Origin of the sequence: Bacillus sp. FSL R5-0820 (assembly GCF_038593385.1) — a bacterium.
In the GTDB taxonomy this organism is placed as follows: Bacteria; Bacillota; Bacilli; order Bacillales; family Bacillaceae; genus Bacillus; species Bacillus altitudinis.
This window is the reverse complement of the sequence record NZ_CP151991.1, coordinates 1,357,029-1,372,278: the sequence shown is the minus strand read 5'-3', so window position 1 is coordinate 1,372,278 and position 15,250 is coordinate 1,357,029. Positions and strand designations below refer to the sequence as shown.

15 protein-coding genes are annotated in these 15,250 nt (G+C 40.6%); 4 read left to right on the top strand and 11 right to left on the bottom strand.

The features are described 5' to 3' along the window. Positions 1-17: 17 nt before the first annotated feature. The 3 genes from NST15_RS07015 to NST15_RS07005 all read right to left on the bottom strand — a co-directional run bounded on the left by NST15_RS07015 (position 18) and on the right by NST15_RS07005 (position 2,600). Positions 18-860 (bottom strand): gamma-glutamylcyclotransferase, encoded by an 843-nt coding sequence (locus NST15_RS07015; protein ID WP_342498964.1) that lies wholly within the window; start codon positions 858-860, stop codon positions 18-20. Positions 861-887: 27 nt separating this feature from the next. Beyond that, positions 888-2,177 (bottom strand): ATP-binding protein, encoded by a 1,290-nt coding sequence (locus NST15_RS07010; RefSeq protein WP_025207269.1) that lies wholly within the window; start codon positions 2,175-2,177, stop codon positions 888-890. A 144-nt stretch (positions 2,178-2,321) separates the two neighbouring features. After that, positions 2,322-2,600: an AbrB/MazE/SpoVT family DNA-binding domain-containing protein gene (locus NST15_RS07005; RefSeq protein WP_017359400.1), complete on the bottom strand. Its 279-nt coding sequence runs from the start codon at positions 2,598-2,600 to the stop codon at positions 2,322-2,324. A gap of 276 nt (positions 2,601-2,876) precedes the next feature. Between NST15_RS07005 and mreBH the strand changes: the two genes are divergently transcribed. The 3 genes from mreBH to NST15_RS06990 all read left to right on the top strand — a co-directional run bounded on the left by mreBH (position 2,877) and on the right by NST15_RS06990 (position 5,429). Next, positions 2,877-3,884, top strand: coding sequence for a rod-share determining protein MreBH (gene mreBH / locus NST15_RS07000; RefSeq protein ID WP_017359401.1), 1,008 nt, complete (start codon positions 2,877-2,879; stop codon positions 3,882-3,884). Between the two features lie 74 nt (positions 3,885-3,958). After that, positions 3,959-4,090, top strand: coding sequence for a protein YkpC (locus tag NST15_RS06995; protein ID WP_003210922.1), 132 nt, complete (start codon positions 3,959-3,961; stop codon positions 4,088-4,090). 106 nt (positions 4,091-4,196) lie between these two features. Continuing rightward, positions 4,197-5,429 (top strand): aminopeptidase, encoded by a 1,233-nt coding sequence (locus NST15_RS06990; protein WP_035700613.1) that lies wholly within the window; start codon positions 4,197-4,199, stop codon positions 5,427-5,429. Positions 5,430-5,469: 40 nt separating this feature from the next. Here NST15_RS06990 and NST15_RS06985 read toward each other — a convergent pair whose 3' ends face one another. After that, positions 5,470-7,089 carry an ATP-binding cassette domain-containing protein gene (locus NST15_RS06985; protein WP_046343439.1) on the bottom strand — a complete coding sequence of 540 codons (1,620 nt, stop codon included), beginning with the start codon at positions 7,087-7,089 and terminating at the stop codon, positions 5,470-5,472. Between the two features lie 144 nt (positions 7,090-7,233). Here NST15_RS06985 and NST15_RS06980 point away from each other — a divergent pair, with 144 nt between their 5' ends. Continuing rightward, entirely contained in the window at positions 7,234-7,509 is a 276-nt protein-coding gene (locus NST15_RS06980; protein ID WP_008345136.1) for a hypothetical protein, read from the top strand. Positions 7,510-7,572: 63 nt separating this feature from the next. Here the strand turns inward: NST15_RS06980 and lepB are convergent, their stop codons facing one another. The 7 genes from lepB to NST15_RS06945 all read right to left on the bottom strand — a co-directional run bounded on the left by lepB (position 7,573) and on the right by NST15_RS06945 (position 15,248). Further along, a complete protein-coding gene (gene lepB / locus NST15_RS06975; RefSeq protein ID WP_035392647.1) occupies positions 7,573-8,145 on the bottom strand; it encodes a signal peptidase I in 573 nt (190 codons plus the stop codon). Between the two features lie 210 nt (positions 8,146-8,355). After that, positions 8,356-10,251: a PTS fructose transporter subunit IIABC gene (locus tag NST15_RS06970; protein WP_046527028.1), complete on the bottom strand. Its 1,896-nt coding sequence runs from the start codon at positions 10,249-10,251 to the stop codon at positions 8,356-8,358. A gap of 13 nt (positions 10,252-10,264) precedes the next feature. Beyond that, complete coding sequence (gene pfkB / locus NST15_RS06965; protein WP_017359406.1) at positions 10,265-11,176, bottom strand: 1-phosphofructokinase; 912 nt, start codon at positions 11,174-11,176, stop codon at positions 10,265-10,267. Then, the gene (locus NST15_RS06960; RefSeq protein ID WP_065460290.1) at positions 11,173-11,928 is read right to left on the bottom strand and encodes a DeoR/GlpR family DNA-binding transcription regulator; all 756 of its coding nucleotides are present in this window, start codon (positions 11,926-11,928) and stop codon (positions 11,173-11,175) included. Before NST15_RS06960 ends, pfkB begins: the two co-directional genes overlap by 4 nt. A gap of 335 nt (positions 11,929-12,263) precedes the next feature. Continuing rightward, a complete protein-coding gene (locus NST15_RS06955) occupies positions 12,264-13,457 on the bottom strand; it encodes an ABC transporter permease (protein WP_041092427.1) in 1,194 nt (397 codons plus the stop codon). Then, entirely contained in the window at positions 13,444-14,145 is a 702-nt protein-coding gene (locus tag NST15_RS06950; protein WP_007498627.1) for an ABC transporter ATP-binding protein, read from the bottom strand. Before NST15_RS06950 ends, NST15_RS06955 begins: the two co-directional genes overlap by 14 nt. Next, a complete protein-coding gene (locus tag NST15_RS06945; RefSeq protein WP_213406595.1) occupies positions 14,142-15,248 on the bottom strand; it encodes an efflux RND transporter periplasmic adaptor subunit in 1,107 nt (368 codons plus the stop codon). Before NST15_RS06945 ends, NST15_RS06950 begins: the two co-directional genes overlap by 4 nt. Between the last annotated feature and the right edge of the window lie 2 nt (positions 15,249-15,250).

The window sequence follows — 15,250 nt, the reverse complement described above, 5'->3', positions numbered from 1 at the left end:
ACTTACCATGCATTTTACTACGGTTTCATTAATGAATCCATATGCGACCGTATTTTTTTGCGGAACGCTTCACTTAAGTAAAGCTCTGCTCCTTTTTCGATTTCACTGCGATAATGACCAGGAGGCGCAATTTCTTCGCTCTTTTTTAAAACGAGAAACGTTAAGCAGTCCTCATACACTTGATCACCTACTGTGACATCGACAAATGCTGGACGATAAGTCCCTTCATTTACACCTTCTCGTTTGTACAAATAACGAATGGCATCAAAAGGTACTTCATATAGAACACCCTCTGTTTCTCCGCCGTCTTCTACCATATCTGCTCTTGATCCATCAGGACGCACCAATGTAAACCTTGTGGTAAAACGATCAAGTGTGCCGCCGCCGATGATTTGTTTGAAATAATGATCCACTTTCGCAAGCTTAAACCTTGCATCATCCATGCAGGACCCATAGGCAAAATAATAGAAGGAAGACGGTTTGCGCTCCCATAGTTGATATGACTTCCAGCAGCCGCTTTCAATCTCCTTCAGGCTCGATGCCTTCTGCTTACATATTGTATAAGCAACGGCTGATCTTGGCCCCTGGTCTGTCATAACCTCTATTTCCTGCTGGTCATACCCTTCCTCTAGCTCATCTATCTTATGCAGCGTTTCATCACTGACCTCATACAATTCTCCATATACTGTGTTTTGTTCCGAGACAACACACACAGGGTAACCCTCATCTGTATCGTACAGTCTCCCTTTTATCCAAGCAGATGCTGCTAATGGACTGCTTTCTTTCATCAATGTCTCGTGATACTTTTCGTGCTTTAAAAGTGTCCCATACACAAATAACGTCTTTGTCTCTTTCGTCATCACACATCACATCCTCTCACCTTGCTACTATCTGCTTTTTTGATACACAGGTAAGTAAATATCAAAAGCCGTCCCTCTGCTGAGCTCGCTCTTTACATCCATTCTTCCATGGTGATCTTTTAAGATCGTCGCACAGATCGTTAAACCAAGTCCTGTACCTTCTTTTTTAGTCGAAAAGAAAGGATCATATATTTTCAGAATGTCCTCTTCGGACATTCCTTTTCCTTCATCTTGAATCGTGATTTTCCATTCATTCATCACTTTTTCTGTTGATATGTATATATTGCCGCCTTCAGGCATCGCCTCGATCGCATTTTTGATTAAGTTAATGAACAGCTGCTTCATTTGATTGGCGTCTGCTAATATCGTGCCAGCATCCTGCTTTTTAAATGGCTGTTTGAGATCAATATTTGAAAGAACGGCATTGGTCTTTAATAAGGTAATCACCTGCTCTAGCAAATCATGGAGCTGTACTTCTTGAAATTGAACCGATTGAGGTTTTGCTAAGACAAGCAGTTCACTTAAAACAAAATCAATGCGTTTAATTTCAGAAAAGATGATATCAAAATAATCGGTTCTTTCAGGATATTGCGTTTTCATCAGCTGCAAAAATCCATTGACTGAGGTGAGCGGATTTCTGACTTCATGGGCAATGCCAGCAGCTATTTGTCCTGCAACAGCCAGCTTTTGTGCCTGCATTTGTAATTGCTGATTTGATCTTTCAAGTTCAAGCTTTGCCTGCTTTTGTTTCGTGATATCTGCAACCGTTCCAATACCTCCAGTAAACTGGTGCTGTTCATCGAAATAAAGCTTATAATGCACATCTCCCCATACCTTTTTTCCTTCTTTATGGAGAAGCTGCAGCTCCACCCGCCCCTCATCCTTATGCTCTTTGATCACAGACAACAAATGCTGAACGACATGCTCTTCTTGATCAAAGTACTGATTGTACATCGTACCTAGACACTCCTCTATGTCGTAACCCGTCATTTGTTTCCATGCTTGATTTAAAAAAATGATTTCACCTTTTTCATTGGTTTCAAAGACGATTTCTTGCAAGTTATCTGTTATTCGATTCAGCCGCTCTGTCAGTTCGTGTGCTTCTTTTTCTCGTTTATTTAAATCTGATACAAGCAAATTCAACCGGTCCACATAGCCTGAGATGGTCCAAATACCGGTCAAAACAACGACTGTAAAGGCTAGATCGAGCGGCCAATTAATGTGATAGCCGCTAAGATAATAAAAGAAATCCCAGCTCAAAATTAATATAAATGCAAGAACGGATAACAGGATCCGTACTTGATATGTTTTGTTCAAATAATTCCACCTGCCGCCCTGAGATTCTTTGTCAATTGTACCATTTTCCACTTATTTTTTGAGGAAGATGTGGCATTTTTAAGGAACTTTTTTAGAAAAAAAAGCCTGCTCTCAGCACAATGGGAGAGAACAGGCTATTTTTATTTACTGCTGAAGGGCTTCTTGAAGCTCTTTTAGCAGTAGTTCTGCGCCTTCAGCGCTTAATGTAATTTGACCATTTCCATACTCGTGGTTCTCAGAAGTAATCTCACCAGTCATCAGGCAGACGCCCTCTGGCTGATATTTTTTCAAGACGATTTTATCTCCATCTATAAAAAATTCCATACTGTCTTTAATAGCGATATCAAGTGCTCTTCTCAATTCGATTGGCATCACAATACGCCCTAGTTCATCTACTTTTCTTACAACTCCGATAGATTTCAATTTCGTTCCCTCTTTCTTTCATTAGCTCAAGATCAATCTGTTTTTCACCAATTGATATATCGTAGACGTAAGAGATTCTTAAAAGGTTTCTCCTGCATAAAAATTTTTTTCAAAATCGAAAAACCAAAGGGAAAATTTATTGTGAATGTCAAAATGAGACTTGAATTTTACAGATTCATTTCAAGGTGATCACAAACCCCCACAAATGACCTCAACCCTCTGAACTTTTAAATGTAAAATTGTTTAAAACAGCAAAAATAGAGATTGGGTGAAAACATGTTTCAAAATGCCGAAATTGGAATTGATTTAGGAACAGCTAACATATTGGTTTACAGTAAAAATAAAGGAATTATTCTCAATGAACCATCCGTTGTGGCAGTAGATACGGAAACAAAAACTGTCCTTGCAGTGGGGTCAGAAGCAAAAGAGATGATTGGGAAAACACCTGGAAAAATTGTAGCGATCCGTCCGATGAAAGATGGTGTCATCGCTGATTACGATATGACAACCGATTTACTCAAACAAATTATGAAAAAAGCAGGAAAAAATATTGGGTTTACCTTTAGAAAGCCGACTGTGGTTGTTTGTACACCTTCAGGTTCAACAGCTGTCGAACGCCGCGCGATCAGCGATGCTGTCAAAAATTGCGGGGCAAAGCATGTGCATTTAATTGAAGAACCCGTCGCAGCTGCAATCGGTGCTGATCTCCCGGTGGACGAGCCTGTTGCCAACGTCGTTGTAGATATTGGCGGAGGAACGACAGAGGTAGCGATCATTTCATTTGGCGGGGTTGTCTCTTGCCATTCGATCCGAATTGGCGGAGATCAACTGGATGAAGATATCATTACTTTTGTGAGAAAGAAATACAATTTACTGATCGGTGAACGGACAGCTGAACAAGTAAAAATGGAAATTGGTTATGGACTCATTGAACACGAACCTGAGTCATTAGAAGTACGTGGACGCGACCTTGTCACAGGTCTTCCAAAAACAATTACACTTGAATCAACAGAAATTCAAGGTGCTATGCGTGAATCACTTCTTCATATTTTAGAGGCGATTCGGGCTACATTAGAAGACAGCCCTCCAGAACTGAGTGGTGATATCGTAGATCGCGGCGTCATTCTAACTGGCGGTGGTGCACTATTAAACGGCATTCAAGAATGGCTCTCTCAAGAAATTGTCGTCCCAGTTCATATCGCAGCAAATCCTCTTGAATCTGTCGCAATTGGAACAGGTCGTTCATTAGAAGTCATCGACAAATTGCAAAAAACATTAAAATAATCTTCATGTTCTACTTCTTTTTTCATCATTTCGATCATATCGTGATGAATGGATAAACGTGAAGGAGGAAGAACATGTTGCTTGATTTAGGTAAACGGGTCGTTGTCACAGTCATTTTAACCGGTATTATTTTAGGAGGAATGAGCCTGTCGTTTTCACATATGCCCCCTTCTAATGCACAGCCTGTGAAACAACTGAACCGCTAAAAAAGCCGCACGAAAGCGGCTTTTTTATTTTGCTTCGGGACGGCTCCCTATTTTCCTTTTCGGTCTTAAATCTGATATGATGAACATGACTAAAGGAGGGTTTTTTATGAGTTCATTCGAAAAACAACTAGATCAATATGCAAAAACCATCGTTGAAGTAGGTGTAAATGTTCAAAGTGGTCAAGAAGTGGTCGTATCTGCGTTCACTGAATCTGTAGATCTTGTCCGCCTTGTGGCAAAACACGCATATGAGCGCGGAGCGAAAAACGTACATATCCGCTGGAGTGATGGTGTTCTTACCCGTTTAAAATATGAACATGCCCCACAAGATGTGTTTGAGCAATTTCCAGAATGGGAAGCACAGATGATGGAAACCATCGCAAAACGTGGCGGTGCTTTTATTACGATCTTGTCAGAAAGCCCTGATCTTCTAAGTGGCATTGACTCGAAAAAAATTGCTTCACAGCAAAAAGCTGCAGGTTCAGCACTTCATACATATCGTCAATACGTTCAATCTGACAAAGTCGCATGGACAGTCGTCGGTGCTGCATCAAAAGATTGGGCGAAAAAGATTTTCCCTAAGCATGCCGATGAAGAAGCTGTTTCATTATTATGGGACCAAATCTTTAAAGTCGCCCGCGCTGATCAGCCAGATCCTGTTGAAGCGTGGAAAAAGCATGATGAATCACTAAATGAAAAAGTAAAAGTATTAAATGAACGTCATTACCACAAGCTGCACTATGAAGCACCAGGTACAGATTTAACGATTGAACTTCCAGAGCAGCATATTTGGGTAGGTGCTGGCAGCGTGAGTGAACGCGGCGTATCATTCATGGCCAATATGCCGACAGAAGAGGTCTTTACCGTACCTAAAAAAGATGGTGTAAACGGGACTGTCTCTAGCACAAAGCCACTTAGTTATGCAGGAAACATTATCGATGAATTTACGTTAACCTTTGAAAATGGGCGTATTGTAGATGTGAAAGCAAAAGAGGGCGAAGACATTTTAACCTCTCTCGTTGAAACAGATGAAGGCTCACATTATCTAGGTGAGGTTGCCCTTGTACCAGATGATTCACCAATTTCTAATTCAAATATCCTCTATTACAATACACTTTACGATGAAAATGCATCCAATCACCTTGCCATTGGCAGCGGTTATGCATTTAATATCGAAGGCGGTAAAGAGATGAAACGTGAGGAATTAGACGCAGCGGGTGTGAACAGCAGTATTACACACGTCGATTTCATGATTGGTTCAAAGGAAATGAATATTGATGGGATCACAAAAGATGGTAAACGTGAACCGATTTTCCGTAATGGAAATTGGGCTTTTTAAAGAAAAAAGACATCCTCATGTGGATGTCTTTTCTTTATGTTTATGCATACAGCTCTTGTAGCCTTTTTTGGATGTCTTGATCTGATAAGAACTCATCATAAGTTGTTTGTTTATCAACGATGCCGTTTGGCGTCACTTCGATAATCCGGTTTGCAACTGTTTCAACAAACTGATGGTCATGAGATGAGAAGAGCATAGCCCCTTTAAAGCTCATTAGACCGTTATTCAGCGCTGTGATGGACTCTAGGTCTAAATGGTTCGTCGGCTCGTCTAACAGCAAAATATTCGCTCCAGACAGCATCATTTTTGATAACATACAACGAACCTTTTCTCCACCTGATAAGACGCTTGCTTTTTTCTTCACTTCTTCCCCAGAGAAAAGCATACGGCCTAAGAAACCACGCAGGAAGCTTTCACTTTGATCATTCGGAGAATATTGACGAAGCCAATCCACTAGATCGACATCATTTCCTTCAAAGTATTCGCTATTGTCTTTAGGGAAAAAGGCTTGAGATGTTGTCACGCCCCATTTAAACGTCCCGCTGTCTGGCTCCATTTCACCAGCAAGGATTTTAAATAAAGTAGAGACAGCAAGTTCATTACGACTTAAGAACGCAATTTTATCCTCACGATTCATAATAAAGCTGACGTTATCCAGTACTTTTACACCGTCAATCGTTTTTGATAGACCTTCTACTTGAAGGACATCATTTCCGATTTCACGCTCTGGCGCAAAATGAACATAAGGATATTTACGAGAAGATGGTTTAATGTCATCTAGCGAAATCTTATCAAGCAATTTCTTTCTTGATGTCGCTTGCTTCGATTTAGATGCGTTCGCACTGAACCGAGCAACGAATTCTTGAAGCTGCTTAATTTGTTCTTCTTTTTTCTTGTTGGCATCCTGGCTGAGTTTTAATGCCAGCTGGCTTGATTCATACCAGAAATCATAGTTTCCGACATACACTTGAATTTTTCCAAAGTCAAGGTCTGCAATATGCGTACATACTTTGTTTAAGAAATGACGATCATGCGATACGACGATGACGGTATTTTCAAAGTTAATGAGGAACTCTTCTAACCACTGAATGGCTTGTAAGTCCAAGTGGTTCGTTGGCTCATCGAGAAGTAGAACGTCAGGCTTACCGAATAAAGCTTGTGCTAAAAGCACTTTTACCTTTTCAGATCCGCCAAGCTCAGACATTTTCTTCGATTGCAGGCTCTCTGGAATGCCAAGACCTTTTAATAGGATCGCAGCTTCACTTTCCGCTTCCCATCCGTTTAACTCAGCAAACTCACCTTCAAGCTCTGCTGCACGAATCCCGTCTTCATCTGAGAAATCAGGTTTCATATAAATCGCATCTTTTTCCTGCATCACATCATATAGACGTTTGTGACCCATGATGACGACTTTTAACACTTCAAACTCTTCGTATTCAAAGTGGTTCTGTTTTAAAATCGCTAAACGTTCACCTGGACTCATATGAACATCGCCCGTTTGAGCTTCAATTTCTCCAGAAAGAATCTTTAAGAACGTTGATTTACCAGCTCCATTGGCACCAATTAGTCCGTAGCAGTTGCCAGGAGTGAACTTAATATTTACTTCTTCAAATAATTTACGATCAGCAAATCGCAAACTAACATTATTCACTGCAATCATTTATTAATCCTCCATCACTCATTCATCAATATGAAGTATAACATGAATAACGATTGATAGAAACGTCTCTCGCTAAGAACAAAGGCTTTTTGTCCAATATGGTATAATAAGTGGGAATGTTTTTATTGAAGGAGTTCGGGCGATTTGAGATTACTCACACTCATGGAATACTGTTTGTTGATTTTCTTTATGGGCATTTATTTATCGGCGACTGGCTTTAATGCAAGAGACTTTGGCCTTTATATTGGGCTTGTCCTCATTTACACACTGGTCCACATCTTTTCAAAACGCTTTTTACAAAAGCGCGGAAAAGACAATGTGAAAATTGGATTATTCCGTTCTGTTTTGGCGATTACTGGGTCCGTTTTCGCTTCTGTTTTGGCCATTGTCATCATTGTCACGATGCTCACACCAAATTAAAAACGACCCTACATGAAGGGTCGTCCATTCAAGCACCTTTCTTACGCATTGAGAAAGGTGTATTTATTGTGTTTGTCGAATATCGCCAAATGGGAAGAAAACAAATTCTGATGTGCCGACAATCCGATCCTTTTCAATGAGTCCGAGTCCATTTCGACTGTCCATAGAATTCAGTCTGTTGTCACCCATAACAAAGTAATCGTTTTTCGGTACTTTCACTGGACCAAAATCTCCTGTTAAATGTACCTCATACTCTTTGGCATGTGCCTTGTTCTCTTTTAAATAAGGCTCATCTACTTTTTTACCATTAATGTAAAGCGTATCATCCTTCATTTCAATCGTGTCGCCTGGAAGACCGATCAATCGTTTGACATAATGAATTTTCTGACCGTCCTTTCCATTAATAATCACGATGTCACCACGTTTGACTCCACCGAGATAGTTGATGGTTTTGTTAACAAACAGCTTTTCTCCATCATGAAGGGTTGGTTCCATTGACTCTCCTTCCACCACATACGGCTCAAAAATAAACGTACGGATGATGAGGACGAGGGCAAGTGCAATTAAAATAGCTTTGATCCATTCAAACAGAGAACTTTTCTTCTCTTTTTTGGCTTGTTTCTCATCAGATTGAATGTCATTTTCGTTTTGTTTGTTTTCTTCGTTCAAAATACTGCTTCCTCCTAAGACTTTCTGCTAAAAGACTTGAAACGCGAATTGAATAACTTTACTTTATCACATGTCATTTAAAAATTCACAAGACAACCATTCAATTAGATATTTTTTCCTAATTTGCTGATGATTAAACAAAAAGAAGCACCGCTCTTCACGATGCTTCTTTTCAAATTAAGCTTCTTGTCGGACTGGTTTTTTTAGAATTCCGAGAAGTAGCGCTGTAACAATGGCACCGATTAAGATGCTGATGATGTAAAGAACTGGATGGTTTGTTACCCAGAAAACGAATAGTCCGCCGTGCGGTGCAGGAAGCGTCACTCTAAAGAATTCTGTTAATCCACCTGCAACTGCTGCACCAATCACAGCTGAAGGAATGACGCGCAGAGGATCTGCCGCTGCAAACGGGATCGCCCCTTCCGTAATGAACGCAGCTCCCATGAAGTAACATGTAATACCTGCTTCACGGTCACGTTTAGAGAATTTGTTTCTAAAGATCGTTGTCGCTAGGGCAATTCCTAGCGGCGGCACCATTCCACCTGCCATAATCGCAGCATGCGGTGCATAGTTGCCAGCAGCAATCATCGCAAGACCAAATGTGTAGGCCGCTTTGTTAATCGGACCACCCATATCTATGGCCATCATACCAGCTAAAATAATCCCCATTAAAACAAGGTTTCCAGTACCAAGTGATTCAAGCCAGTGTGTTAATCCGTCCATCACCATTTTAACAGGCGTGTTGACGATGTAATGCATGATAATCCCTGTAAAGAAAATACCGAACAATGGATAGAGCAGAACTGGTTTAATACCATCGAGCGACTGTGGTACAAAGGTGAATACTTTTTTGAGCAGCACCACAATGTAACCAGCAAGGAAACCAGCAATCAATCCGCCTAAGAATCCAGCTCCTGCTGCTGAGGCCATGAATCCGCCAACCATACCTGGTGCGAAACCTGGACGGTCTGCAATACTCATTGCGATAAATCCAGCTAGTACAGCAACGATTAAAGCAAGAGCATTATCTCCGCCAATCCCTTTTAATACAGCTGCAAATGAATTGAAAGAAGGATCTTTAGGGTCAGCTGAGTTAATTCCCCAGAAGAATGAAATCGCAACGAGGATACCGCCCCCAACAACAAACGGAAGCATGTTGCTTACACCGCTCATTAAGTGCTTATAGAATCCACTTCTTCCCTTACCTGACGATTCATTTTCATCTTTTGAAGAACTGCCGCCTGAACCTTTATAAATCGGCGCATCTTGATTGATGGCTTTTTCGATCAATTCTTGCGGACGGCGAATTCCAGCTGTCACAGGTACTTCAATGACATGTTTGCCTTTAAAGCGTTCCATTTCAACTTGTTTATCAGCTGCCACAATAATAGCTGGCGCTTCTTCAATTTCTTTTGCTGTCAGGGCATGTTTAATTCCACTAGAGCCGTTTGTCTCAACTTTAATGTCAACGCCCATTTCTTTTGCTTTTTCTTTCAAAGCATCTGCGGCCATAAATGTATGCGCGATGCCTGTTGGACAAGCTGTCACCGCTAAAATTTTAGCAGGTTTTCCCGGTGCAGCCGGTTCCTCTTTGACTTCCTCTTCTTCTTCTTCATCGTCTTTATCATGTGTATTGATAATTTCAATGATTTCATCTTCAGTAGCCGCTTCAAGAAGCTGCTTTCGGATCTCTTCACGCATGAGAAGTGTGGATAAACGAGAAAGTGCTTCTAAATGCGTGTTGTTTGCGCCTTCAGTTGCTGCAATCATAAAGACAAGATGACTTGGCTGTCCGTCTAATGATTCATAATCTACACCAGCTGTTGAACGACCAAATGCAATGGCAGGTTCTTTCACACTTGCTGTTTTCGCATGAGGAATCGCAATTCCTTCTCCGATTCCCGTAGAGCTTTGTTTTTCACGATTAACAACAGCTGCTTTGTAGCCTTCTTTATCATTTAATTTACCAGCTGTATCTAATACAGTGACCAGTTCTTCAATAACGGCTTCTTTTTGCTGGCTGTCTAATTGAAGCTTAATCGTATGCTTCGTGAGTAGTTCTGTAATTTTCATGATGACTCCTCCTTTAAATGCGTGTGACTTTTACTTGTGGCAATAATGTATCGACAAGCTCTTTTGTTCCAAGTTCCTCAGAAAATGCTGTAGCACTTCCTGATGTGACGCCAAGCTTAAATGATTCTTCTATGGAAAGGCCTTTAGAAACGCCAGCTAAGAATCCTGCAACGACTGAATCCCCTGCACCAACTGAGTTGATCAGCTTGCCTTTTGGAACATTAGATTGAAAGATCCCTTCCTTACTGAATAAGAGAGCGCCGTCTCCAGCCATAGATACAATGACATGTTCAGCACCTTGTTCCAACAGTTTTTTCCCATAAGGAATGGCTTCTTCTGCAGATGAAATACTGGTTTCAAACATTTCACCTAACTCATGATGGTTTGGTTTCATTAAGAATGGTTTCAGATCTGCTGCTTTTTTTAAGGCTTCTCCAGAAATATCAAGTACTACTCTTACCCCTTGCTTCGCACATACCTCAGCAATGCGCTCATATGTGTTATGAGGCAGTGAAGAAGGAATGCTACCCGCTAATACAACGACATCGCCTTCTGTTAATGAAGTGAATTGGGATAAAAACGAATCGAACTGTGCTTCAGTAATACTTGGACCGAGCCCGTTGATTTCTGTTTCTTCGCCTGTTTTTAGTTTCACATTGATACGTGTATCTTCTGACACCTCATGAAAGGCTGTTTGTAATTGTTCGTTTTGTAAAAAGTCTTGAATATATTTGCCTGTAAAACCGCCAATGAATCCAAGTGCTTTTGATTCAACACCGTGCCGTTTTAAAAGCCTTGAGACATTGATTCCTTTACCACCTGGATATTTTTTGTCATAGGTTGAACGATTTAAACCGCCGACCGCAAAATCCTCCACGTGTACGATGTAATCAACTGATGGGTTTAAAGTAACTGTATAAATCATGTTTTCACTACCTTTATAACCGTTTTTTCATGGTAATTATCGAATGAATCCTCTTTTGCGTCGTTTGTGATAATGGTGGCTTCCTGTAAACTAGCAAAGGCTGAAAACGATATTTCGCCAAACTTTGAGGCATCTGTTAAGATGTAGGTTTTTTTCGCCTGCTTCATAGCTCTTTTTTTAATGAGTGCTTCTTCTGGATCAGGTGTTGTAAACCCTGCCTCGGGATGAATGCCGTTCGTCCCAACAAAGCTTTTGTCAAAACGGTAATTTTCCATAGCTGTCAAAGCTGCGGCTCCCACCATGGCTCCTGTTCGATGTTTCACTGATCCGCCTATCAGGTAAAAAGAAATGCCTTTTCTCATGAGTGCTTCAATGTGCATGACACCATTTGTCACCACCACGATATCTTGATCTGGATCGATAAAGTCAATCATTTGCTGTGTTGTCGTACCAGCATCTAAGTAAATACAATCGCCTTGTTTTAAAATTGATGCAGCTGCCTCTGCAATCAATGACTTTTCATGAAGGTTTTTGGCAGATTTCTCAAACACATCTGGTTCAAGACGAATACTAGATATTTTAGCAGCTCCTCCGTGAACTCTTTTAAGAAAGCCTTTTTCTTCGAGGGCTGATAAATCTCTTCTAATTGTAGATTCAGACGCATCCGTCATAATCGTTAAGTCCTGTATTTTGATGACATCGTTTTCTTCTAAATAGTCGATAATGAGTTGATGTCTTTCTGGTGTGAGCATTGAAAACACCCCCTTTTGAAAACGTATTCATTTTGCGCGCACCTTTATTGTAATCGCTTTTTTCAACATTATCAATACAAAACAATCAAATACATTCAATAACTATCAAAATCTTTCACAATGGTCATCTTACCTTTATATGTACCATTTGTAAACTGAAAAATATGTGACATTGAGAAGAAAGTCATGATATTAGCATTTCTATCATTTTTCATTTCATTCAATTGAACGAAAAAAAGCCTTTATGCGTTTTGCATAAAAGCTTCAGGTGTGGAGCAGCAGGCAATATATCTCGTTCTACCTTCTTGTCAGCACTTTGAAAGTTAACTTTAGGATTATTCATATCTAAGTGATTCAATCGGATCGAGCCTCGCTGCTTTATTGGCAGGAATCAGTCCAAAAATAATACCAATGAGCATACTAAATAGGACGCCTCCACATACGATTTGCCACGATACAAGAGAAGGCCACCCTGCAAACAGTGACACAAGTGAAGCACCTCCGAAGCCAAGCGCAATTCCAAGTAACCCACCGATCAGTGTAAGGACGACAGACTCAATTAAAAACTGAACGAGTATTTGAGCCCTAGTTGCCCCAAGTGCCTTTCGAATTCCGATTTCTCTTGTTCTTTCTGTGACAGATACGAGCATAATATTCATGACACCAATGCCGCCAACAAGTAATGAGATTCCAGCAATTGAGCCAATGATTGTTGTCATGACAGACGTAATTTGACCAATGCCTGCTGCAATCTCTTCCAGATTGATCATTTCGTAAGCATCGTCTGTATGGTGATTTTCATTTAAGCGTGCAGCCGCACTCTTTCCCACTTCTTTCATTTGATCAGCATGTGCGACTTGAATAGACAACTTATCATATTCTTTCACACCAAATGCAGTTGTCAGCATTGCAAAAGGGACATATATTTCATTCATATCAAATGAGAACAGACCTTCCTGTTTTGCTAAAACTCCGATCACCTCAACCGGCTGTCCATTCATCCAAATCAACTCGCCTACTGCCTTCTCTCCATTAAACAATTCTTTTTGTATCCCTTCTGAAATAACAGCTGCCCTTCTTCCGCTCCTAAAATCGATTTCACGTAAGTCCTGTCCTTCTGCTATATGTAAAGAATGTACATTCGTGTAGCCTTCATTAATCCCATTGACCGTTGCATCTATTGTTGTATCTTGGAATCTTAATTGCATGCCTTGTGCAGTGGAGGAGGCAACCTGTTTAACCCCATTCAATGCTTGAACACTTTGAATGTCTTCTTCAGTAAATGTGGCTTCAAATAACGCATTAGGATTCGCATTTAACTCCTCATCAGAGGGTGTATAGGTCATATCAATGGTATTGTTTGGCCCTGAAATTGATTCTTTCAGCATTTGCTCTCCGCCTTGACCGATGGCAACGACTGCAATCACTGATCCAACCCCAATAATAATGCCAAGCATTGTTAAAATAGACCGCAATTTATGAGCTAGGACAGAATTCAGCGCTATTTTGATATTTTCAAAGAGTTTCATTCATTGCGTCTCCTTGTATCAATCTATCTTGAACGAGGCGTCCATCTCTTACAACGACTATCCGGTTTGTATACGCAGCTATTTCTTCTTCATGAGTAACGAGCACAACCGTTGTTCCTTCCTCATTGAGCTTTGTAAACTGTTCCATAATCGAGCCGCTCGTTTTTGAATCAAGAGCGCCTGTTGGTTCATCTGCCAAGATGAGCTTCGGCTCATTGACAATCGCTCGTGCGATGGCTACTCTTTGCTTTTGACCCCCTGACAACTCGTTTGGCATATGCTTCATTCGATCTGCCAAACCAACCTTTTCAAGTGCCATTTCCGCACGTTCTTTTCTTTCCTTTTGACTGATACCAGCGTAAATCATCGGAAGTTCAACATTTCGCCTCGCATTTAATCTAGGCAGTAAATAAAATTGTTGAAAAACAAAACCAATGGATCGATTTCGAATCACTGCGAGTTCTTGATCCTTTGCTGCCGACAGCTCCATACCTTGAAAATGGTACTGTCCGGAGGTCGGGTGGTCCAAACAGCCAATGATATTCATTAACGTTGATTTTCCAGAACCGGACGGGCCCATAATGGACATATACTCGCCTTTACCAATGACGAGGTTCACATCACTTAATACATCAAATGTCTCCTCAGCGACTTCGTAGCTTTTTGTCACGTTTGAAAGCTGAATCATTCAGCATTCACTTCCATTCCGTCATACATATCATCTGATGGCTCTGCAATGATTTGATCTTCTTTTGTTAAACCTTTCGTCACTTCAAGATCTTGACCTGACGTTTCACCTAATGTCACTTTTACTTTCTTCAGTGCATTCTTTTCAACAACATAAACGTATGATCCATCTTTCTCTTTTTTCACGGCTGTTTCAGGAATTGTGAGCACTTGACGCTTGTCCGTTTCAATTTCCATGATCATTTTAAAGCCTGGTTTTGCATCCGGCTTTTTCCCTTTTATTTCAATTTCGACTGGATATTGTACGGTTTGATCACTAGCAGCTGTTTCTGCTGTTGACTGGGCAGGCACAGTGCCCACTTTTTTCACCACTCCTTGCCAGCTCTTTCCGCGAATGACATCAGACGTTACCTTTACTTTTTGTTTCTTTTTGACTTTCATAGCGTCATACTCAGTGATTAAGCCTCGTACGATCATTTTTTTCTCATTGCCAATATGGATCACCGGCTGCCTCTCTTCTAGCTTCCCTGCGCCAGCATCTTGCTCGATGGAGATGACTGTTCCTTCAATTTTGCTATGTATCGTTAAATTTTCTATTTGTGCCTTTACTTTTTCTTGGTTAAGCTCCGCTTGTTTTTGCTCTAATTCAGCAGCTTTGAGTTCGAGTTCAAGCTGATCTCGCTCGTTTTTCGAATCAGAGCCCGCCTTTTTCCCCTGATTTTCATCTAATGTATTGAGTCTACTTTGTAATTGTTCAAGCTTTAATGTACTTGATTCAGCCGCAAGTGCTTGCTGCTGTTCTTCAAGCTCCAGTTCCTTATTTTCATATGTAAGGAGCGGTGTTCCAACTTTCACCTTTTCTCCTTCTTTCACAGCGATATGATTCAGGCTTCCCTTCTCCTCTTCTGTATAAATGAATTGCTCCTCCGAGAATGAAAGTGTTCCAGGCGTCATCACCGTAGAAGTTATTTCTTTTGATGCAAGTTGAATTGTTTTAAATGATGCCGTAGAGGCAGGCTTTGATTGGTTTTTTGCAATATTAAATCCAATGAATAGACCAATCACAATAATGATAATGGATCCGATAATGATTTTCTTTCTCATAA

What these genes read in the sequence shown, in the direction of transcription:
- mreBH (WP_017359401.1), top strand. Translation starts at nt 2,877, where the DNA reads ATGTTTCAAAATGCCGAAATTGGAATTGATTTAGGAACAGCTAACATA.
- NST15_RS06960 (WP_065460290.1), bottom strand. Translation starts at nt 11,928, where the DNA reads ATGCTCACACCAGAAAGACATCAACTCATTATCGACTATTTAGAAGAA.
- NST15_RS06955 (WP_041092427.1), bottom strand. Translation starts at nt 13,457, where the DNA reads ATGAAACTCTTTGAAAATATCAAAATAGCGCTGAATTCTGTCCTAGCT.
- NST15_RS06995 (WP_003210922.1), top strand. Translation starts at nt 3,959, where the DNA reads ATGTTGCTTGATTTAGGTAAACGGGTCGTTGTCACAGTCATTTTAACC.
- NST15_RS06945 (WP_213406595.1), bottom strand. Translation starts at nt 15,248, where the DNA reads ATGAGAAAGAAAATCATTATCGGATCCATTATCATTATTGTGATTGGT.
- NST15_RS06985 (WP_046343439.1), bottom strand. Translation starts at nt 7,089, where the DNA reads ATGATTGCAGTGAATAATGTTAGTTTGCGATTTGCTGATCGTAAATTA.
- NST15_RS06970 (WP_046527028.1), bottom strand. Translation starts at nt 10,251, where the DNA reads ATGAAAATTACAGAACTACTCACGAAGCATACGATTAAGCTTCAATTA.
- pfkB (WP_017359406.1), bottom strand. Translation starts at nt 11,176, where the DNA reads ATGATTTATACAGTTACTTTAAACCCATCAGTTGATTACATCGTACAC.
- NST15_RS06950 (WP_007498627.1), bottom strand. Translation starts at nt 14,145, where the DNA reads ATGATTCAGCTTTCAAACGTGACAAAAAGCTACGAAGTCGCTGAGGAG.
- NST15_RS06990 (WP_035700613.1), top strand. Translation starts at nt 4,197, where the DNA reads ATGAGTTCATTCGAAAAACAACTAGATCAATATGCAAAAACCATCGTT.
- NST15_RS07015 (WP_342498964.1), bottom strand. Translation starts at nt 860, where the DNA reads ATGACGAAAGAGACAAAGACGTTATTTGTGTATGGGACACTTTTAAAG.